A 19827-nucleotide genomic window follows, 5' to 3' on the forward strand; every position below is an offset into this window, starting at 1 on the left:
CCTCGGCTACCGGCTCATCGCGGCGAGCCACTCGTCGATCCAGGCTTTGCGCTTTTCGGCCACTTCTTCCGGCGGAAAGGAGAGCGTCTTCGCCGGCTTCACCAGCGTCGCGAAGGCCGGATCGAGCGGCTTGTCGGTCTTGCCTGCGGGAAACATCCAGTTGGTTTCGGGGATCGCGTCCTGAAAGCCGGGGCCGGTCATGAACTGGAGGAACTGCTTGGCAAGCGGATTCTGGGCACCCTTCACGGTTTGCCCCGCGACCTCGACCTGCAGATAATGCCCTTCGCTGAAGCTCGCGACCTTGTAGCGGTCGGTCTTCTCGCTGACGAGATGATAGGCGGGGGAGGTGGTATAGGACAGCACCATCGGTGCTTCGCCTTTGGTGAAAAGCCCATAGGCCTCGCTCCAGCCCGGCGTGACGGTCAGCACCCGGCGCTTGAGTTTCTCCCAGGCCTGCGGGGCGTCGTCGCCATAGACGGCACGAACCCAGAGCAGGAGCCCGAGGCCCGGCGTGGAGGTGCGTGGGTCCTGAATCACGATCTTCTGGTTGGGGTCGCCCTCCACCAGTTCCTTGAGGCTTGCGGGCGGGGTCTGAACGGCCTGCGTGTCGTAGACCACCGCGAAATAGCCGTAGTCGAAGGGCAGGAAACTCGTGTCGCTCCAGCCGCCCGGAACGGTCAAACCTTCCGCGCTGACGCCATGCGGCGCGAAGAGGCCTGTGCTTTTCGCCTCAGCCGTCAGGTTGGTGTCGAGCCCAAGCACCACTTCCGCCGGCGACGACGCACCTTCGAGCCTGAGGCGGTTGAGAAGTGCCACGCCGTCGGCGACCGACACGAATTTCACGTCGCACCCGCACTGCGCCTCGAAGGCCTTTTCCACCTGCGGCCCCGGGCCCCATTCCGACGTGAAGCTTTCATAGGTGTAGACGGTGAGCGAGCCCTGCGCGAAAGCGGGTGCGACAAGCGCGAGAACGGCCAGGCCGCCGAGGATCATGGACTTCACAGGCACCTCCATGGTCGAAAGGAAAGCGCCGGTTTCCGTCGGGGATCCCTGGAAAGCGTCTAATCCCTCCGCCGGTATCAACCGGATCAGGTTCAGCGGGTTGGCGGACGCGAAACGCCTTGCCTCTCAGCCGGCCCGCTTGAAAAAGCAGCCGGCACCCCGTTAGAGCGGCCGCGACATTAGCGGGGTGCACGAGGTGCGGCAAGCTTTCCCCGCGCGGAATTCATGCTAGGTCGCTGCTCACATGACCCGTTTCCTGATCCTGCTCGGCGGCGAGCTCGAACCCACCCCGCGCCTGCTCGCGCAGGTGCACGGCGCACGCGTGATCGCGGCCGATAGCGGGATGCGCCATGCCAGGGCGCTGGGCGTGATACCGGAGCTTTGGATGGGTGATTTCGATTCCACCGACGCAGCCTTGCGCCAGGAATGGCCCGGTGTCGCCCAGATCGCCTTTCCGCCCGCCAAGAACATGACCGACGGCGAGATCGCGGTCGCCGAAGCGCTCAAGGCCGGCGCGGAGGAGATCGTGCTGGCCGGCGCCTTCGGCGGACCGCGTGCCGACCATGCCTTTCTCCACCTCACGCTCGCCCTTCGCCTCGCGGAAGGCGGCACGCCTGCGCTGCTGACCAGCGGCTTGCAGGAGGGGAGGCCGCTCCTGACTGGTGAAACGGTGTTCGACTACCCGCCGGGCACGCTTTTCAGCGTGCTGGCCTTCTCCGATCTCAACGGCCTCTCGATCGAAGGCGCGCATTGGCCGCTCGAGCGCGTCCGCGTGCCCTCCGGCTCCTCACTCACGATGTCGAACGTGATCGCTACGCGCTTGCGCATCCGGCTCGAAGAAGGCAAGGCCCTGCTGCTCGCCCATCCCGTTCAGGCATAAGCCACAAGTTGATATGGCCCCACCGCTTCTTCTTCTCGACGATATCCGCCTGACCTTCGGCGGCACGCCGCTTCTGGCGGGTGCCGGCCTGACCGCATCCGCGGGCGACAAGATCGCGCTGGTGGGGCGCAACGGGTCGGGCAAGTCGACGCTGCTCAAGATCGCGGCGGGCATGGTCGAGCCGCAGGATGGGACCGTTTTTCGCCAGCCCTCGGCCACGATCCGCTATCTTGCGCAGGCCCCCGACATGGACGGCTACGCCACGATCCGCGCCTATGTGGAGGCAGGCCTCGGCCCGGCCGACGATCCGCATCGCGCCACCTATCTGATCGAATCGCTCGAACTCGACGGCGAAGCCTCGCCGCATAATCTCTCGGGCGGCGAAGCGCGCCGCGCAGCGCTCGCGCGCGTGATGGCGCCCGAGCCCGATGTGCTGCTTCTCGACGAGCCCACCAACCATCTCGACCTGCGCGTGATCGAATGGCTCGAAGGCGAACTCGCGCGCACTTCCTCCGCCGTCGTGCTCATCAGCCACGACCGGCGCTTTCTCGAAAACGTCTCGCGTGCCGTGGTCTGGCTCGACCGGGGCACCACGCGCCGGCTCGACAAGGGCTTCGCCCATTTCGAGGAATGGCGCGACAAGGTGCTCGAGGAAGAAGAGCGCGAGCAGCACAAGCTCGGCCGCCAGATCGGCCGCGAGGAGCACTGGCTGCGCTATGGCGTCACCGCGCGGCGCAAGCGCAACATGCGCCGCTTGGGCGAACTGCAATCGCTGCGCGAGCGCTTCCGCTCGCACAAGGGCGCGGAAGGCACGGCGAAGCTCGTCGCGAGCGAGGCCAACGAATCGGGCAAACTGGTGATCGAGGCGAAAAGCATCGGCAAGGCTTACGACGATGTGCCGATCGTGCGCGACTTCTCGACCCGCATCGCGCGCGGCGACCGCATCGGCTTCGTCGGTCCCAACGGGGCTGGCAAGACCACCCTTTTGCGCATGCTGATCGGCGATCTGCCGCCCGACAGCGGCACGGTGCGGCTCGGCGCCAATCTGGAGATCGCAACGCTCGACCAGAAGCGCGCGGCCCTCGATCCGAACGAAACGCTCGCGCATTTCCTCACCGACGGGCGCGGCGAGAACCTCGTGGTCAATGGCGAAGAGCGCCATGTCGTGTCCTATATGAAGGACTTCCTGTTCAAGCCGGAACAGGCGCGCACGCCGGTCACCGAGCTTTCGGGCGGCGAGCGCGCGCGACTGATCCTCGCGCGCATCCTGTCGCGCCCTGCCAATCTCTTGGTGCTCGACGAGCCGACCAACGATCTCGACATGGAAACGCTCGACCTGCTGCAGGAACTGGTCGCGGGCTTTCCCGGCACGGTTCTGCTCGTCAGCCACGACCGCGATTTCCTCGATCGTACGGTGACGAGCACGATCGCACCGCTCGAAAGCGACGGGCGCTGGGTGGAATATGCCGGCGGCTATTCCGACATGCTCGCCCAGCGCAAGGAAGCCGCGCTCACCGCCAAGCGCGCGAATGCGCCGAAGGCCGAGACCAAAGGCAAGCCCGAAGCTGCGGCCAAGCCGGCCTCGTCGTCCAGGAAGCTTTCCTTCAAGCAGAAATTCGCGCTCGAATCGCTGCCGAAACGGATGGCGGATGCCGAGAAGAGCATTGCCGACCTCGAAGCCAAGCTCGCCGACCCGGCACTCTTCGCGCGCGATCCGGCCAAGTTCAACGCAATCGCAGCCGACGTCGCCAAGGCGCGTGACGGTTTGAGCGCCATGGAAGAAGAATGGCTCGAGCTCGAAATGCTGCGTGAGGAGATCGAAGGATGAGTGCCACCCCCCGCGTTTCCATTGCTTTCTGCACGCAATGCCGCTGGCTGCTGCGTGCCGGCTGGATGGCGCAGGAACTGCTTTCCACCTTCGGCACCGAGCTCGGCGAGGTGGCGCTGGTGCCCGGCACCGGCGGCGTCTTCAAGGTCGAGGTGGATGGCACGCTCGTCTGGGAACGCGAGCGCGATGGCGGCTTTCCCGATGCTGCCGAACTGAAACGCCGCGTGCGCGACGTGATCGCGCCCGAAAAGAGCCTGGGGCATTCCGAGAAGAAGAGCACCGCGCCTGAAGCATAGGCGGTCTTACTGCCGCCGATCCGCGCCCAACAAAAAACCCGCCTCGAAGGCGGGTTTTTGCATTCCTGCGCTGAGATGCCGGGCTTAGATGCCCAGGCCTTCGTAGCGCTTCTTGAACTTGGAGAGACGGCCGCCGCGGTCGAGCAGGGTCTGCTGACCACCGGTCCAGGCCGGGTGGGTGGTCGGGTCGATGTCGAGGTTCATCTTGTCGCCGGCTGCACCCCAGGTGGAGCGGGTCACATATTCGGTGCCGTCGGTCATCACCACGGTGATGTCGTGGTAGTCGGGATGGATGTCTGCCTTCATCGGATCAATTCCTGGATTTCTCGGGGCGCCGCCCCGCCGGTCAGGACGAGGCCAAAAAACATGAAGCCGCGAGCTTCAATCGGCCGCAGCTTCAAAAACGTTCGCCGGGCCTATACATCACGAGCCGTGACGGCACAAGACAGGCGAGGGGTTGATCTGGATCATGCCCATTCGCGCATCCCGGCCTGACGCACTTCACCGGAATGCTCCAAGGCGTGACCGAGAACGGGAAGAGAATGACTGAAACGTCCAGCGCGGCCGATACGCCGACGCCCCAAGCCAAGGCCAAGCCTGCCCGCCTCAAGCCGCTGCGCGTGCTGCTGCCCTACGTGACACGCCATCGCCGCACCGCGCTCTTCGCCTGCTTGTTTCTCGCACTCGCCGCCATCACCACGCTGACCTTGCCGCCCGCCCTGCGTCGCATGATCGACCAGGGCTTCTCGGGCGCCGATCCGCATTTCGTCGGGCAGTATTTCGCAGGGCTGATCGGCTTGGCGGCGCTGCTTGCCTTCGCCTCGGCCGGGCGCTTCTTCTTCGTGGTGATGCTCGGCGAGCGCGTGGTGGCCGACCTGCGCCGCGATGTGTTCGCCCATGTCACCAAGCTCTCGCCTGGCTTCTTCGACACCGCCCGCTCGGGCGAGATCGCGGCCCGGCTGGGCGCCGATACGACGCAGATCAAGGGCGTGGTGGGCGCCACCGCCTCGCTTGCCTTGCGCAACACGATCCTGGGCCTCGGCGCACTCGCCATGATGGTGGTGACGAGCCCGAAGCTTTCCGGGCTTGTTGTGGCGGCCATTCCCCTAGTGCTGTTGCCGCTGCTCGCCTTCGGCCGCACCGTGCGTGCCCGCTCGCGGCTGGCGCAGGACAGACTGGCGGATGCGACGGCTTACGCCGGCGAGCAGATCGGCGCCGTGCGCACGCTCCAGGCCTTCACCAACGAAGCGCGTGCCAACAGCCGCTTCGCGCAGGCCGTGGAGGACGCTTGGAACGCGTCGAAGCTCTCCACGCGCTCGCGGGCGATCCTCACCTTCTTCGCCATTCTCGCGATCTTTTCGTCCGTCGTCGGCGTGCTCTGGATCGGCTCGCATGATGTGATGACGGGCGCGATGTCGCCGGGCACGCTCGGCCAGTTCGTGATCTATGCGGTGTTCGCGGCAGGCGCCGTGGGCGCGCTTTCCGAAATCGGCGGTGAGATCCAGCAGGCGGCGGGTGCCGCTGAACGGCTGAGCGAGCTGCTCGCGGAAGAGCCACAGATCAGGGCGCCCGCCGACCCTTTGCCGCTGCCGGGGCCGCAACCCGGTGCGCTCGCCTTCCACGATGTCAGCTTCTCATACCCGGCGCGGCCTGATCTGCCGACGCTCGATCGGTTGGATTTTGCTGTCAGGCCCGGCGAGACCGTGGCGCTTGTCGGACCCTCGGGGGCTGGCAAATCCTCGGTCTATGCGCTCCTCCTGCGCTTCTATGATGCGCAACAGGGCTCCGTGACCGTGGACGGCGTGGATGTGCGCCGGCTCGATCCTTTCGCGCTCCGACGCAACATCGCCCTGGTGCCGCAGGAAGCCGCGGTCTTTGCCGGCACCGTCCGCGAAAACATCGCATACGGCCGCCCCGACGCGAGCAACGATGAAATCATCCAAGCCGCGCGTGACGCCTATGCGCTTTCCTTTATCGAGCGCCTGCCGCAGGGCTTCGACACGGAGATCGGCGAGCGCGGGGTGCAATTGTCGGGCGGCCAGCGCCAGCGCATCGCCATTGCGCGCGCCATCCTCAAGGATGCGCCGATCCTCCTGCTCGACGAAGCCACGAGCGCGCTCGATGCCGAGAGCGAACGGCTGGTGCAGGCGGCTCTCGACCGCCTCGCCCAGGGCCGCACGACGCTCGTCATCGCGCACCGGCTCGCCACCGTGCTGAAAGCCGACCGCATCCTCGTGATGGAAAAGGGCGCGGTGGTGGAGGAGGGGACGCATGGCGAACTGATCCGTCGCGGCGGCACCTATGCGCGGCTCGCGCGGCTGCAGTTCGAGCAGCCCGAAGAGGTGGTTGCGGCTGCGGAGTAGGGTTGCCCTATCCCTCCCGTTCCTTCATCCTCTCCCACATTCACGCGCTTTGGGAGGAGATGGCATGAAACGAGGATTGAGCCGCCGCGCGGTTCTGGCACTGGGCGCCGCGGCGACCACATTGGCTCTCGGCAGCGCTGCGCAAGCCCAGAGTTTCCCGGACCGCACGATCACGCTGGTGGTGCCCTTCGCGGCAGGCGGCTCGACCGATCTCGTCGCGCGGGTGATCGCCGAAAAGATGTCCGAGAATATCGGCAGCCAAGTCATCGTCGAGAATGTCGGCGGGGCAGGCGGCAATCTGGGTGCCGATCGCGTCGCCCGCTCGGACCCGGACGGCTACACGATCCTGATGGGCACGGTGGCGACGCACGCGCTCAACCCGCTGATGCTCAAGCAAAGCCCCTACAACCCCGAAACCGATTTCGCGCCGATCTCGCTTCTGGTGGTGGTGCCGAACGTGCTGGTGGTGAACCCGGAATTCCCGGCCAAGACCGTGCCGGAGCTGATCGCGCTTCTGAAAGAAAAGCCCGACGAGTATTCCTACGCTTCGTCGGGCAACGGCACGCCGCTCCATCTGTCGGGCGAGCTGTTCAAGAGCCTTGCCGGTGTCGAGATGCAGCACATTCCCTACAAGGGCTCGGGCCCTGCTTTGCAGGATGTGATCGGCAATCAGGTGCCGATCATGTTCGACAATCTGCCGTCCTCGTCGGGCTACATCAAATCCGGCACGCTGCGCGCGCTGGGCGTCACCACCAAGGAGCGCGCGGCATCGTTCCCCGATATCCCGACCATCGGCGAGACCGTGCCGGGCTACGAAACCTATACCTGGAACGCCTTCTTCGCGCCGGCCAACACACCGCCGGAAGTGGTCGCCAAGCTCAACGAGGCCTCGAAGGCGGCTCTTGCCGACCCGAAGGTGGCGGAGCGCATGAAGGAGTTCAGCGCGACGATCGTCGGCTCCTCGCCGGAAGAGCTGGCGGCTCATGTGAAGGCCGAGATCGCCAAGTGGACGCCGATCGTCAAGGAGGCCGGCGTAACCCTGGACTAGGGATGAGCGACTAGCGCTCGGTGAGCTTCAGCTCGATACGCCGGTTGCGGTCACGCGCTTCCGGCGTGTCGGCCGTATCCAGCGGCTGATACTCGCCGAAGCCGGCCGCCACCAACCGGTTGGCCGGCACGCCGTTGGCGATCAGGAACTTCACCACCGAGGTCGCGCGCGCGGAAGACAGCTCCCAATTGTCGCGATAGCGCCCCGTTCCGGCCAGCGGGCGGTTGTCGGTGTGGCCGTCCACGCGCAAGACCCAGTTGATCTCGGGCGGGATCTCGCGCTGCAATTCGATGATGGCTGCGGCGAGCTTCTTCATTTCGTCTTCGCCGGCCGCATTGATCACATCGGAACCGACGGGAAACAGCACTTCCGACTGGAACACGAAGCGGTCGCCGACGATGCGGATGTTCTCGCGGTCGGACAGGATTTCGCGCAGGCGGCCGAAGAAGTCGGAGCGGTAGCGGTTCAGTTCCTGCACGCGCTGGGCGAGCGCCACGTTCAAACGCTTGCCGAGATCGGCGATCTTGGCGTTGGATTCCCGATCGCGGGATTCCGACGCATCGAGCGCCGACTCGAGTGCGCCGATCTGGCGGCGCAACGCTGCGATCTGCTGGTTCAAGAGCTCGACCTGACTCAGCGCGCGCTGGCTAACCTGGCGCTGGTTGTCGAGTTCGCCCGAGAGCGAGCCGATCCGCGCCTCGGCCGCAGCCCCCTGGCCTGATCCCTGGTCCAGCAATGTCTGGAGACGGGAGCGGTCGGCTTGCGCGGCTTCGAGCGAGGCGCGCAGATCGGCGAGCTGATCCTGCGAATCCTGGCCAGTCGCGCGTTCGAGCGCGAGCAGCTGCGTCAGCTCGTTGATCTGCGAATTGAGGCGGTTTAGCACCTCGTCCTTGCCCGCCACCTCGCGGCTGAGCAGGAACTGCGCCAGCACGAAGACGGAGAGCAGAAACATGATGGCGAGCAGCAACGTCGAAAGCGCGTCGACGAAGCCCGGCCAATAATCGATGCGCCGGTCGCTCCGGCGTCCACGCGCGAGCGCCACCGGTTAGGAACCCTGCCGGTGCAGCGCGTCGGCCAGACGGTCGAGCGTTTCGCGCAGCGCCTTCTGTTCTTCCGACTGCGCTTCCACCCAGTCGCGCATCATCTGCTGCTCGGAGCGCATGTTGCGCACGAGGCCTGAAATGCCGTCGGCCAGGTTCGCCATGGCGGTCGCCACGCGCTGGTTGGAGCCGCCCGTTTCCTGCACGGCGCGTAAGCGTTCGGCGATCTCGCGCAACTCGTCGGAGGGCTCCAGCGTGCCCGAGCGGGTCTCGACCGCAGCAGCAGGGGCGATGTCGGAAGAAAGATCGGTGACGGTGGAAAGCCAGTTTTCGAGCTCGGTATAGAACCGCGTCTGCGCCCGGCCCGCCTGAAGGTCGAGGAAACCCAGCACCAGCGAGCCCGACAGGCCGAACAGCGAAGACGAAAACGCCGTGCCCATGCCCTGCAAGGGGGCGGAGAGGCCGGCCTTCAATGCATCGAGCACGGCATTGGTGTCGCCTGTGCCGGGGTCGAGCGACTGGATCGTGTCGCCGATCGAGCCGATCGTGGCGAGCAGGCCCCAGAAGGTGCCGAGCAGGCCGAGGAAGACCAGCAGGCCGATCAAGTAGCGCGAGATGTCACGGCTTTCGTCCAGACGGTTCGCGATCGAATCCAGCATGGTGCGCAGGGAATTGGTCGAGAACGCCATGGAGGAAGAGCGGCCGAGCAGCGACTTCATGGGCGCGAGCAGCACCGGCTCGGTGGTTTCCGAGCCTTCGCGGAACGAGTTCACCCAGCGCACTTCGCGGAACAGGCGGATCACCTGTCCGAAGGACAAGAGGATGCCAATGAGAAGCACACCGAGGATCAGGCCGTTGAGACCCGGATTGGTGGTGAAGGCCGCCTGAATCTGGCGCGTCAGGATCACCGCCACGAAGGCGACGATGGCCAGAAAGATGATCATGGAAAGCAGAAAGACCTGCGGGCTGGACAGCCGGTCGGGATTGCGGCGGAACAGGCGTCGGCGCGAACGCTCGCGCGGCTCCTCCCGCCGCTCGCCACGGATGGGCGCGAATTCGTCGTCGTCGCGCCGAACCCGGGGAGAGGTGTCGTCTTCGTTTCCAGCGATAGCCATTCCCACGCCTTCTGCCATCCGCCCGCATTCAAACGCCGGGCAGCACTCCAAGCCGGAACGGTCTAACCGAAATTGTGTTCAAAATGAATGGCGGACAAGGGCCGGACAGCCTTGCGCCCGGCACTTCTCAACATGTGATGCCTGCGTGATCAGGCCGCGCTGAGGCGCGCCATGGTCTCGTCGTCCACCTCGAAATTGGCATAGACGTTCTGCACGTCGTCGTCGTCCTCGAGCGTGCCGACAAGCTTCATCAGCGACTGCGCGCGATCCTCGTCAACGGGGATGTTGTTCTGCGGACGCCAGATGACCTTCACGCTTTCGGCCTCGCCCAGCGCGTCTTCGAGCGACTTGGCGACATCGCCGACGCTCTCGAACCCGCAGATGATGGTGTGGCTTTCCTCGTCGGATTCGACATCGTCCGCGCCCGCCTCGATGGCCGCGTCCATCACCTTGTCGGCGCTGCCAGCGGATGCCGGATAGGTGATCTCGCCGGCGCGGTCCCACATGAAGGACACCGAGCCCGTTTCACCAAGCGCGCCGCCGGCCTTGGTGAAGGCCGCGCGCACGTTCGATGCGGTGCGGTTGCGGTTGTCGGTGAGCGCTTCCACGATCAGGGCCACGCCACCCGGGCCATAGCCCTCGTAGCGGACTTCCTCGTAGTTCTCGGAGTCGCCGCCGCTCGCCTTGTTGATGGCGCGCTGGATGTTGTCCTTGGGCATGGACTGCGCCTTGGCGTTCTGGATAGCCAGGCGCAGGCGCGGGTTCATCGCGGGGTCGGGCGTGCCACCCTTGGCGGCGACGGTGATTTCGCGTGCGAGCTTGGAGAACATCTTGGAGCGGACCGCGTCCTGGCGGCCCTTGCGGTGCATGATGTTCTTGAACTGACTATGGCCGGCCATGGCACTCCCGCTTCAGGCGTTTTCCGCTTCAGGCGTTTTTGAGATTTCGAGATTGGCCGGCTTATACTCAAAGCCTCGCCAGCCGTCCAGAAGAAGGGGTCGAGAAGCGCTCATGGTCCAGCCCGTCAGGCTTCCCGCGCTGCCGCTGCATGGCGGCTGCCAGTGCGGCAAGGTGCGTTACGCAGTCAGTGGCGTGCCACTCGTTCTCTATCTCTGCCACTGCACCGAGTGCCAGCGGCACACGGCAAGCGCGTTCGGGCAATCGATGTGGGTCAGGCGGGAGGAATTCAGCCTTTCAGGCGAACTGGGCCATACCAGGCGTCCCAACAGTTCCGGCGAAACGCACGGCCATTTCTGCCCCTCCTGCGGCGTGCGCATCTTTCACGACGAGCCGGGGTCGGAGGAGATCACGCTGAAAGCCGGTACGCTGGATGACACGAGCTGGCTCTTTCCCGCCGGCCATATCTGGACGCGCTCACGCCAGCCATGGATGACGATCGGAGCAAGTGAGCTGTCCGCGCCGGCCGAGCCCGAGAGCTTCGAGCCTTATCTCGCACGCTGGCGCGACATGCTGGAGGCTGGTGCGGTCGCGAAGATGTGACGCTGCGTTTCGGGGTGTTCCGCTCATAGTCACCAGCGAGACGTGCCAGCCGGAGACTGCCTTATGCCCCGACTTCGCCTTCTATTCCCGCTGCTTCTTGGCTTCCTCGCGATGCCCGTCTGGGCGCAGGACGCACCCAAGCCGCCGGATGAACCGATCCCGTCCTCCTGCCTTGCCATGGCGCAGAGCGTTCCCGGTGCGACCTATGCCAACTACTCGCCTGCGGCCGGTGCGCCGCTGCGCAACGTGGCCGAGAGTGGGGAGGTGACGATCACCTATGCGGGCCACTCGACCTATCTGATCGACACGCCGAAAGGCGTGCGCATCGCAACCGATTTTTCCGGCGTTTATGGCGGCAACCCGGCGCCGCGCGTGGCGACCATGAACCATGCCCACCGCACGCACTACACAGACGCGCCAGATCCCCAGATCGAACACGTGCTGCGTGGCTGGAACCCCCAAGGCAACGGCCCGGCCAGGCACGCGGTCGTGGTGGATGACGTCACTATCCGCAACGTGCCCACCGATGTGCTCCGCTGGGGCCGCGAGGAAAAGGACGGCAATTCGATCTTCATCTTCGAGGTCGCCGGCCTCTGCATCGGCCATCTCGGTCATCTCCATCACAAGCTGACGGACGCCCATTACGGCGCCATCGGCCGGCTCGACGTGGTGATGGTGCCGGTCGATGGCGGCATGACGCAGTCTCTTGCGAATATGAGCGAGATCGCCACACGGCTGATGTCCTCGGTGATCCTGCCGATGCACCGGCACTCGACCCCGATGGGCGAGTTTCTCGGATTGATGGGCGAGAAGTTCGCGGTGGACTATCGCTCCGGTCGTTCGCTCACCGTCTCGCTGCGCAGCCTGCCGAAACAGCCCACCATCGTGGTGCTGGACGGGGTTTAGAACCCGCATGTCATCGCTCGAATAACAACGTGGGCTCAATAAAAACGGGGCCACACAGGCCCCGTTCTTTTTAAAGCGTCAAACCAAACCGTGCTCAGCGATGAGGCTCTTGGGCCACGGGACGCGAAGCCGGCACCGTGCCGCCATCCGGCTTGGGGTGATTGTCGGCCGTCACGCCTGCCGCGGTCTTCGCACGCCGTGACTTGCGCGAGCGCTGGAGCATGTTGAGGCCTTCCACCAACGCCGAGAAGCCCATCGCTGCATAGATGTAGCCCTTGGGCACATGGTAGCCCATGCCGTCGGCGATCAGCGTCATGCCGATCATCAACAGGAAGCCCAGGGCCAGCATGACGATGGTCGGGTTCTTCTCGATGAAGGCGGAAAGCGGATTGACCGCGAGCAGCATCACCGTCACCGCGAAGATTACGGCGATATACATGATGGCGATGTGATCGGTCATGCCGACGGCGGTGATGATCGAGTCGACCGAGAAGACCAGATCGAGCAACAGGATCTGGAACACGGCCGCGCCCATCGACAGCTGCAGAGCCTCGCCGACGAGGTTGTCCTTGCCGTCCTCGTGATCCACCGAGTGATGGATTTCCTTGGTGGCCTTCCAGACGAGGAAGAGGCCACCCGCGATCAGGATGATATCGCGCCACGAGAACTCGTTGCCGAGGATCGTAAAGGCAGGGGCCGTGAGGCCGACGATCCAGGAAATGGTCGCCAGCAGCGCCAGGCGCATCAGGAGTGCCGCGCCGATACCCAAACGTCGTGCCGCGACGCGCTGTTCGGGCGGCAGGCGGTTGGTGAGGATCGAGATGAAAATCAGGTTGTCGATGCCCAGAACCACTTCCAGCACGATCAGTGTCAGAAGGGCGACCCAGGCGGTGGGGTCATTCACGAAAGTGAAGTACTGGGCTAACCACTCCATCGGCGGCGCTTATCCTTTTCCGGCAGGTTCAAATTGCCGTGACAGGTGGGGGCGCGTACGGGTCCGTTCAACAGGTGAAGGAGACACTGAGCAAAATAGTTCGCTCCTGCATGTATCAGCGCCAGAATGGAGGAATTGTTTCCTCCAGACGCGGCCCGATCCGCAAAGGCGCGACCTTATCGGCCAATCCTGTGCGGTCGGAAATCTCGACGCCGACGCCGCAGATCGTCGCTGGGCCGCCGGCCGCCTCGAAACGTCCTTTCGGCACCTTCGACAAGAAGCGGTTGAGGGGCTCCTCTTTGTCCATGCCGAGCGAGGAATCGTAGTCGCCGCACATGCCGGCATCCGACAGATAGGCCGTGCCGCCGTTCAGAATCTGATGATCGGCCGTCGGACAGTGGGTATGCGTTCCCACTACGAGGCTCGCGCGGCCATCCACGAAATGGCCGAAGCACATCTTCTCGGAGGTGGCTTCCGCATGGAAATCGATGAGCGCCGCATCCGCCTGTTCGCCGAGCGGACAGGCCGCCAGTTCGCGCTCGGCGGCGGCAAAGGGGTCGTCGAGGTCGGGGCTCATGAAGACGCGGCCCATGATGTTCATCACCAGCACCCGCGCCCCGTTGCGCGCGACGAAGACGCTCGCGCCCCGGCCGGGCGTCCCCTTCGGAAAATTGACCGGACGCAGGAAGGCCTGCTCGTAGGAGGCCCATTCCAGCGCCTCGCGTTGGTCCCAGACATGGTTGCCGGTGGTCACCACATCGGCGCCCGCTTCCAGCGTGCGATGAAGGATGTCCTGCGTGATCCCGAAGCCGCCAGCCGCGTTCTCGCCGTTCACCACGACGAAATCGAGGTTCAGATCATTGCGAAGGGCAGGCAACTGTTCCCACACCGCCGTGCGGCCGGAGCGGCCCACCATGTCGCCAAGGAAAAGCAGTCTCATGAAAACACGTCCGAAAACCGGCGCAGACCGGATTCTGAGAAAAGGGCGGGCAGGGGAACGTCGTGAGGCTCGTCGGGCACCCGGGCAACCTCCTGGCAGTCGAAGGCGATGCCGAACAGCGCCGGCGCGATGCCCTTCTGTTCGAGCACGGCGATAGCCCGGTCGTAATAGCCCGCGCCATAGCCGATGCGATGGCCACGCCCGTCGAAAGCCGCGAGCGGCACGAGCATGATGGTGGGATCGAGCACCGCCGCGTTCTCGGAGGGGCCTTGTGTGCCGAAGCCCATATCGACCATGGCGATGTCAGGGTGGAATTCGCGAAAGACGATCGTGGTCTTGTCGAGGATCGCCGGCAGGCAAAGCCGCGCGCCGCGTTCGGCAAGACGCGTCATCAGCGGACGCACATCGAATTCCGAGCGCATCGGCCAGAAGCCGGATACCACCGTGCCGGGCGCGAACCGTATGACATTCGCGCCCGTTTCCGCCAGCTGCAGGGCGGCTTTCGCACGCCAGCCGGGATCGAGCGCATCGCGGCGGCCGAGCGCCTCGGCTCGCAAAGCCTTCTTGATCTGTTTGGAGTCTTCGGTCGCCACGCTCATGATGCTCTTATGGCGGGGCAGACAGGAAATTCAAAGTGCGATCCACGACATCCGGTGAAGCAGTCGATCCCGGGAACCTACAGCGTAGGTGGGCGCCGTGTGAAAAGGCCCAGGAGCCAATTCAGGGACAGCTCCCTTAAGGATCGATAAGGCCCCGGGGAAATGTCGCTCCTGCCGAGAAGCGCAGACCGCAACCTTTATATAGCGCTGCTTCGTGCCTTCCGCCAGCGGGGGATGCGCGCCACGCGCGCCTGCCAGATCACGAGCATGGGAGTTGCGACCAGTTCAAGCATGAGCCCGATCTGATGCCCGAGCGAGGGTGCACCCACCATCCCGAAGGATAGAAACCGGCCCAGGCCGCCCAGCACAGTGAGGGCCGCGAGCAGGCGAAAGCGCTCGCCTTTGCTTTCGATCTCCGGCACGCAGGACCACCAAGCCAACCCAAGCCCGAGAAGCAAACCGGACAAATAGCGGAAATGACTGTCGAGATCGCCGCTCCATGGCGGATCGATCCCGACGAACCCTGGACCTGCCACCAACCCCGCCGTGCCGGCGAGAACTGGAACCACGGCGAGCACCCCTACCACGCCCTGCAACACACCCCGTTCGCTCATCATCTCTCCGCTGGCAGTGAGGCGGGCAGTAACGAAAAGTCGCTCATCAGAGTTTCAGGTGTAGCGCAAAATGTCCAATATTTGCGCGATTGGAGCGTAAGTTTTCTCGGTTAAGGAAAATTGATCGAGCAGCGTCGATTCAAGCGCCGATGGCAGTTTCCCGTTCGCGATGCAGCAGTTCGCGCTTGCGCTCCACGCCCCAGGCATAGCCCGAAAGCGCGCCATCGCTTCGCACCACGCGATGGCAGGGCACCGCGATAGCCACATTGTTGGCGGCGCAGGCTTGTGCCACCGCACGCACGGCTTTCGGCGCACCGATCTGCTCCGCGATCTCCCCATAGCTCGCGGTCGTGCCCACCGGGATCGCGCGCAGAGCCTGCCAGACACGCTGCTGAAACACCGTGCCATGGATGTCGAGCGGCAGATCGAGCCCAAGGCCGGGCGCTTCCACGAGGCCCACCACCTTGGCCACCAAGGTTTCGAAGCTGCCGTCACCGCCGATCAAGCGAGCCCGTGGGAAGCGGTCCTGGAGATCGCGCAACAAGGCCTCGGGATCGTCGCCGAGCAGGATCGCGCAGATGCCTTTTTCGCTCTGTGCGACAAGCAGGGCACCCAGCGAGCTTTCCGCGATGGCGAAGCGGATTTCGGCGCCCCCGCCGCCCTTGCGGAAACGGGTCGGCGTCATGCCGAGCACCGCATTCGACTGTTCGTAGAAGCGGCTCGAGGCGTTGAAGCCGGCATCATAGATCGCCGCCGTTACGCTGCCGTTTCCGTCCACAAGCGCTTCACGCACGCGCTTCGCCCGATGTGCCGCGCCATAGGCCTTGGGCGTCAAACCCGTGGCCGCCTTGAACAGCCGGTGAAGGTGGAAGGGGCTCAGATTCAGTTTGGCCGCGAGCGCGTCGAGGCTTGGCATCTCCTCCGCCGTTTCGATCAACCGGCAGGCCTCGGTGACCAGGACCGCGTTGCGCGTCTCCACGCTCTCGCCCTTCGGCTTGCACCGCAGGCAGGCACGAAAACCCGCGTCTTCCGCCTCGATGGGTGACGCGAAGAACGAAACATTTTCCCGCTTGGCCGTGCGCGAAGCGCAGGACGGACGGCAGTAGATGCCCGTGGTGCGCACGGCATAAACGAATTCATCGTCCGCAGCCTTGTCGCGCCTGAGCACGGCCTGCCAGCGCGGATCGTTCGTATTTGTTTTGGTTTCAAGAGCGAGTGTCATGGCTTCAAGCGCCTTTCTATCAGCTTTGAGCCGAAACTACGCCTGCTCTCGCTCGTGCTCACTCCGATCCTTGCTTTCAAATCCTCTCGGCTGGCCCAGCATGCGAGCGGTTGCATGATCCACCGAATTGCCCATTGTGCGGATGACGCAAGATCAGGATGCCCTTCCACGATGCACGACTACACCCGTCCCGGCCGCGCGGTGGCCTATGCGGCGAACGCCATGTGCGCCACCTCGCATCCTCTCGCAGCCAAGACCGCGCTCGACATCATCGCGCAGGGCGGCAATGCGGTGGATGCGGCGGTGGCCGGCGCGCTGGTGCTGACCTTCTGCGAGCCGATGATGTGTGGGCTTGGGGGCGATGTCTTTGCGATGATCCGCCTGCCCGAAACCGGCGAACTGATCGGGCTCAACGGTTCGGGCCGCGCCCCGGCTGGGCTCGATGCACAGGTCCTGCGCGATCAGGGATTCGACAAGGTGCCGCCCAATTCCGTGCATGCGGTGATGGTGCCGGGTGCGGTCGATGCGTTCAGCCGGCTGATCGGCGAGCGCGGCAATCTCGATCTGGTCGCCGTGCTCGCACCCGCTATCCGGGCAGCGGAAGAAGGTGTTCCGGTTTGCCGCCGCTCGGCCTTCGACTGGCGCGACGAATGGGGCCAGTTGCAGGCTCACGGACGCGACCATTACCTGAAGGACGGGGCGCCATACGCGGAAGGCGATCTGTTTCGCTCACAGGCGCAGGCCGAGGCGTTGAAACTTATCGCGCGCGAAGGGGCCGACGCCTTTTATCGCGGCGCCATCGCCGAGGACATGGTGGACAGTTTGCGCGAAGCCGGCGGCCTGCACACGGCTGACGACTTCGCCGCCACGCGCGCCACGGCCGTCACACCCATTTCCACCGATTATCACGGCACGACGCTCCACGAACTGCCGCCGAACGGGCAGGGCGCGACGGCACTTCTGCTCGCCAACATCCTCGCCCGCTTCGATCTTGCCAAGCTCGATCCCAATGGTGCCCAGCGCATTCACATCGAGGCAGAGGCCACGCGACTCGCCTATGATGCGCGGCGTCGTTTCCTGGCCGACCCCGACCATGCGACGCTCAGGCTCGACCATATGCTGAGCCTCGACACCGCCGACAGGCTCGCTTCCCTGATCGATCCGAAGCGCGCGAGCCACGATCTCGACCGCCGCGCGGAAGCCGTGCATCGCGACACGGTCTATATCACGGTCGTCGACCAAAACCGCATGGCGGTGTCGCTGATCTATTCGGTGTTCTGGGCCTTCGGCTCAGGCCTTGCCTCCAGGCGCTTCGGCATCTCCTTGCAGAACCGCGGTGCCGGCTTCAACCTGTTCGAAGGGCACTTCAACGAGTTGAAGGGCGGCAAGCGGCCGCTGCATACGCTGATCCCCGGCTTCGCCGAGCGGGCAGGGGCCTATTCGATCCCCTTCGGCGTCATGGGTGGCATGTATCAGGCCACCGGCCACGCGCATTTTTTGTCCAATGTGGTGGATTGGGGGATGGATGTTCAGGCGGCCATCGATGCGCCGCGCGCCTTCGCCGATCCCGAAACGGGCCTGCTCGACATCGAGGCCGGCTTCGAGCCATCTGTCATGGCCGAACTCGAGGCCATGGGCCACAAGATCAACCGCGTGCCGATCGGCATGGGCGGTGGTCAGGCGATCCAGATCGACTGGCAACGCGGCGTGCTGGCGGGCGGAACGGATTTCCGCAAGGATGGCCTGGCGCTGGGGTTCTAGAGCGGAAACAGCTCCAAGGGCGCATTGGTCTGGGTGCTGACCGTTGAAGCGTCCGGGAGGCGGCACCATCACCGCCACTCCTTATCCGACAAGGGGAAGGAAGGACGTCATCGTTGAAATCACCTTCGAAGCTTGAGGCATAGCCTGAGGGTCAAGGCGCTACGCCAGTGCCCTCTCTCCCCCTTTTTTGGGAGTGAGAAGCGACAGAAGCAGGCTGGCGAAAAGCCATGGAGATGGCTTTTCGAGCGCCGAGCGCCTTGAGCCACGCGAAAGGCAGACAAAGGGCGGGGTGATGTCTCCGCCCGCGCGCCCATCAACAAGCAGCCGAGCTCAGCCTTCAGCGAGGTCCGACGCCGTTCGCGCTGCCGAGATAAGCGATCCTCAGCATGTTCGTGGTGCCGGGTGTCCGCAGCGGCACGCCGGCCATGATGATCACGCGCTCGCCGGCATTGCCGAATTTTTCTTCCTGGGTGATGCGGCAGGCGCGGTTGACCATGTCGTCGAGATCGGCCGCATCTTCGGTCACCACGCAATGGGTGCCCCACAGAAGCGACAGGCGGCGCGCAGTGCCGAGCACGGGCGAAAGCGCGATGATCGGCACGCGGGGACGCTCGCGGGCGGCGCGCAGGCCCGTATTGCCCGATGCCGTATAGGTGACGATGGCGGCGAGCTTCAGCGTGTCCGCCATCTGGCGCGCGGCGGCCGAGACGGCATCCGCACTGGTCGCCTGGGGGTCCGTGCGCTGGGCGTGGATGATGCCATCATAGGTCGGATCGGCTTCCACCTTGCGCGCGATGCGGTCCATGGTGGCGACGGCTTCCGTCGGATACTGGCCCGCCGCACTTTCGGCCGAGAGCATGATGGCATCCGCGCCTTCGAACACGGCGGTCGCCACGTCCGACACTTCCGCGCGCGTCGGTACGGGCGCGGTGATCATCGATTCGAGCATCTGGGTCGCGACCACCACCGGCTTGCCAGCGCGGCGCGCCGCGCGCGTGATCTGCTTCTGCACCCCCGGCACCGATTCGAGCGGCATTTCGACGCCCAGATCGCCACGCGCCACCATGATGGCGTCCGACAGGTCCATGATCTCGGGCAGGCGCTGGACGGCCTGCGGCTTTTCGATCTTGGACATGATCAGCGCCCGGCCGCGTGCGATCTTGCGCGCCTCGGCCAGATCCTCGGGCCGCTGCACGAAGGAAAGCGCGATCCAGTCGACATCGTTTTCGAGCGCCGCGTCGAGGTCCTTGCGGTCCTTCTCGGTGAGCGCGCCGACCGGCAGGTCGGTGTCGGGCAGGCTCACGCCCTTGCGGTCGGAGATGGTGCGGCCGGCGACCACCTCGCAAATGATCTGGCGGCCATTCGTTTCAACCGCGCGCAACTCGAGCTTGCCGTCATCGATCAGGAGGCGATGGCCCGGCTCGACCGATTCGAGGATTTCGGGATGGGGCAGGTGAACGCGCGTGTTGTCGCCGGGCTCGGTGTTGTCGTCGAGCGTGAAGAGCTGGCCGAGCTGCAGCTCTTCCTTGGTGTTCTTGAACTTGCCGACGCGCAGCTTCGGGCCCTGAAGGTCCGCGAGAATGCCGATGGGCCGGCCGACTGCCGCTTCCACCGCGCGGATGCGGCCGACAAGCGCCTTCAGGAGAGCGTGGTCCGTATGGCTCATATTGATGCGGAAGACATCGGCTCCCGCCTCGAAGAGCTTGCGGATCATCGCCTCCTCGCTGGAAGCAGGGCCCAGCGTGGCAAGAATCTTCACTTTGCGGTTGCGTCTCATTG

The 19827-nt window shown here is 64.9% G+C and carries 19 protein-coding genes, 1 other RNA gene and 1 riboswitch; of the genes, 8 read left to right on the forward strand and 12 right to left on the reverse strand.

Translation table 11 applies throughout. The features are described from left to right. Positions 1–6: 6 nt before the first annotated feature. Positions 7–993, reverse strand: a complete 987-nt coding sequence (gene thiB / locus NGM99_RS16075; protein ID WP_289852522.1) for a thiamine ABC transporter substrate binding subunit — start codon at positions 991–993, stop codon at positions 7–9. Positions 994–1048: 55 nt separating this feature from the next. After that, positions 1049–1174: riboswitch (TPP riboswitch) on the reverse strand. A 72-nt stretch (positions 1175–1246) separates the two neighbouring features. On the opposite strand from thiB, the gene NGM99_RS16080 reads away from it, so the two are divergent. Genes NGM99_RS16080 through NGM99_RS16090 form a run of 3 tightly spaced genes read left to right on the forward strand, consistent with a single transcriptional unit; the run spans position 1247 to position 4006 of the window. Continuing rightward, positions 1247–1882, forward strand: a complete 636-nt coding sequence (locus tag NGM99_RS16080) for a thiamine diphosphokinase (protein WP_252820696.1) — start codon at positions 1247–1249, stop codon at positions 1880–1882. 13 nt (positions 1883–1895) lie between these two features. Beyond that, complete coding sequence (locus NGM99_RS16085; RefSeq protein ID WP_252820697.1) at positions 1896–3710, forward strand: ABC-F family ATP-binding cassette domain-containing protein; 1815 nt, start codon at positions 1896–1898, stop codon at positions 3708–3710. Continuing rightward, the gene (locus NGM99_RS16090; RefSeq protein WP_252820698.1) at positions 3707–4006 is read left to right on the forward strand and encodes an Rdx family protein; all 300 of its coding nucleotides are present in this window, start codon (positions 3707–3709) and stop codon (positions 4004–4006) included. Before NGM99_RS16085 ends, NGM99_RS16090 begins: the two co-directional genes overlap by 4 nt. Positions 4007–4090: 84 nt before the next feature. On the opposite strand, the gene rpmE is transcribed toward NGM99_RS16090, so the two are convergent. Further along, entirely contained in the window at positions 4091–4312 is a 222-nt protein-coding gene (gene rpmE, locus NGM99_RS16095) for a 50S ribosomal protein L31 (RefSeq protein WP_252820699.1), read from the reverse strand. Between the two features lie 236 nt (positions 4313–4548). Here rpmE and NGM99_RS16100 point away from each other — a divergent pair, with 236 nt between their 5' ends. Both NGM99_RS16100 and NGM99_RS16105 read left to right on the forward strand, forming a co-directional pair. Beyond that, complete coding sequence (locus NGM99_RS16100; RefSeq protein WP_252820700.1) at positions 4549–6369, forward strand: ABC transporter transmembrane domain-containing protein; 1821 nt, start codon at positions 4549–4551, stop codon at positions 6367–6369. A gap of 64 nt (positions 6370–6433) precedes the next feature. Beyond that, on the forward strand, positions 6434–7417 hold the full coding sequence (locus NGM99_RS16105) for a Bug family tripartite tricarboxylate transporter substrate binding protein (protein ID WP_252820702.1): 984 nt from the start codon (positions 6434–6436) through the stop codon (positions 7415–7417). Positions 7418–7427: 10 nt separating this feature from the next. On the opposite strand, the gene NGM99_RS16110 is transcribed toward NGM99_RS16105, so the two are convergent. The 3 genes from NGM99_RS16110 to NGM99_RS16120 all read right to left on the reverse strand — a co-directional run bounded on the left by NGM99_RS16110 (position 7428) and on the right by NGM99_RS16120 (position 10471). Then, a complete protein-coding gene (locus NGM99_RS16110) occupies positions 7428–8459 on the reverse strand; it encodes a peptidoglycan -binding protein (protein WP_252820705.1) in 1032 nt (343 codons plus the stop codon). 3 nt (positions 8460–8462) lie between these two features. Then, positions 8463–9572, reverse strand: a complete 1110-nt coding sequence (locus NGM99_RS16115) for a MotA/TolQ/ExbB proton channel family protein (protein WP_252820707.1) — start codon at positions 9570–9572, stop codon at positions 8463–8465. 149 nt (positions 9573–9721) lie between these two features. Further along, a complete protein-coding gene (locus NGM99_RS16120) occupies positions 9722–10471 on the reverse strand; it encodes a YebC/PmpR family DNA-binding transcriptional regulator (protein ID WP_252820708.1) in 750 nt (249 codons plus the stop codon). A gap of 112 nt (positions 10472–10583) precedes the next feature. On the opposite strand from NGM99_RS16120, the gene NGM99_RS16125 reads away from it, so the two are divergent. Then, the gene (locus NGM99_RS16125) at positions 10584–11072 is read left to right on the forward strand and encodes a GFA family protein (protein WP_252820710.1); all 489 of its coding nucleotides are present in this window, start codon (positions 10584–10586) and stop codon (positions 11070–11072) included. Positions 11073–11135: 63 nt separating this feature from the next. After that, positions 11136–11978, forward strand: coding sequence for an MBL fold metallo-hydrolase (locus tag NGM99_RS16130; protein WP_252820712.1), 843 nt, complete (start codon positions 11136–11138; stop codon positions 11976–11978). A gap of 94 nt (positions 11979–12072) precedes the next feature. Here NGM99_RS16130 and NGM99_RS16135 read toward each other — a convergent pair whose 3' ends face one another. The 6 genes from NGM99_RS16135 to ada form a co-directional block, all read right to left on the reverse strand. Continuing rightward, positions 12073–12912, reverse strand: coding sequence for a TerC family protein (locus NGM99_RS16135; RefSeq protein ID WP_252820714.1), 840 nt, complete (start codon positions 12910–12912; stop codon positions 12073–12075). A 115-nt stretch (positions 12913–13027) separates the two neighbouring features. After that, positions 13028–13852 (reverse strand): TIGR00282 family metallophosphoesterase, encoded by an 825-nt coding sequence (locus NGM99_RS16140; RefSeq protein WP_252820716.1) that lies wholly within the window; start codon positions 13850–13852, stop codon positions 13028–13030. Beyond that, the gene (locus NGM99_RS16145; RefSeq protein WP_252820718.1) at positions 13849–14451 is read right to left on the reverse strand and encodes a 5-formyltetrahydrofolate cyclo-ligase; all 603 of its coding nucleotides are present in this window, start codon (positions 14449–14451) and stop codon (positions 13849–13851) included. The genes NGM99_RS16140 and NGM99_RS16145 overlap by 4 nt, the downstream gene beginning before the upstream one ends. Before the next feature lie 35 nt (positions 14452–14486). After that, positions 14487–14644, reverse strand: a non-coding RNA gene (gene ssrS / locus NGM99_RS16150) — 6S RNA. A gap of 4 nt (positions 14645–14648) precedes the next feature. After that, entirely contained in the window at positions 14649–15065 is a 417-nt protein-coding gene (locus tag NGM99_RS16155) for a DUF4345 domain-containing protein (protein WP_353937429.1), read from the reverse strand. A gap of 139 nt (positions 15066–15204) precedes the next feature. Further along, positions 15205–16287 (reverse strand): bifunctional DNA-binding transcriptional regulator/O6-methylguanine-DNA methyltransferase Ada, encoded by a 1083-nt coding sequence (gene ada / locus NGM99_RS16160; RefSeq protein WP_252820722.1) that lies wholly within the window; start codon positions 16285–16287, stop codon positions 15205–15207. 171 nt (positions 16288–16458) lie between these two features. Here ada and NGM99_RS16165 point away from each other — a divergent pair, with 171 nt between their 5' ends. Further along, a complete protein-coding gene (locus tag NGM99_RS16165; protein WP_252820724.1) occupies positions 16459–18048 on the forward strand; it encodes a gamma-glutamyltransferase family protein in 1590 nt (529 codons plus the stop codon). Positions 18049–18385: 337 nt separating this feature from the next. On the opposite strand, the gene pyk is transcribed toward NGM99_RS16165, so the two are convergent. After that, a complete protein-coding gene (pyk, locus tag NGM99_RS16170) occupies positions 18386–19825 on the reverse strand; it encodes a pyruvate kinase (protein ID WP_252820726.1) in 1440 nt (479 codons plus the stop codon). Positions 19826–19827 lie beyond the last annotated feature (2 nt).

Origin of the sequence: Mesorhizobium liriopis, from assembly GCF_024053505.1 — a bacterium.
Taxonomy (GTDB): domain Bacteria; phylum Pseudomonadota; class Alphaproteobacteria; order Rhizobiales; family Rhizobiaceae; genus Mesorhizobium_B; species Mesorhizobium_B liriopis.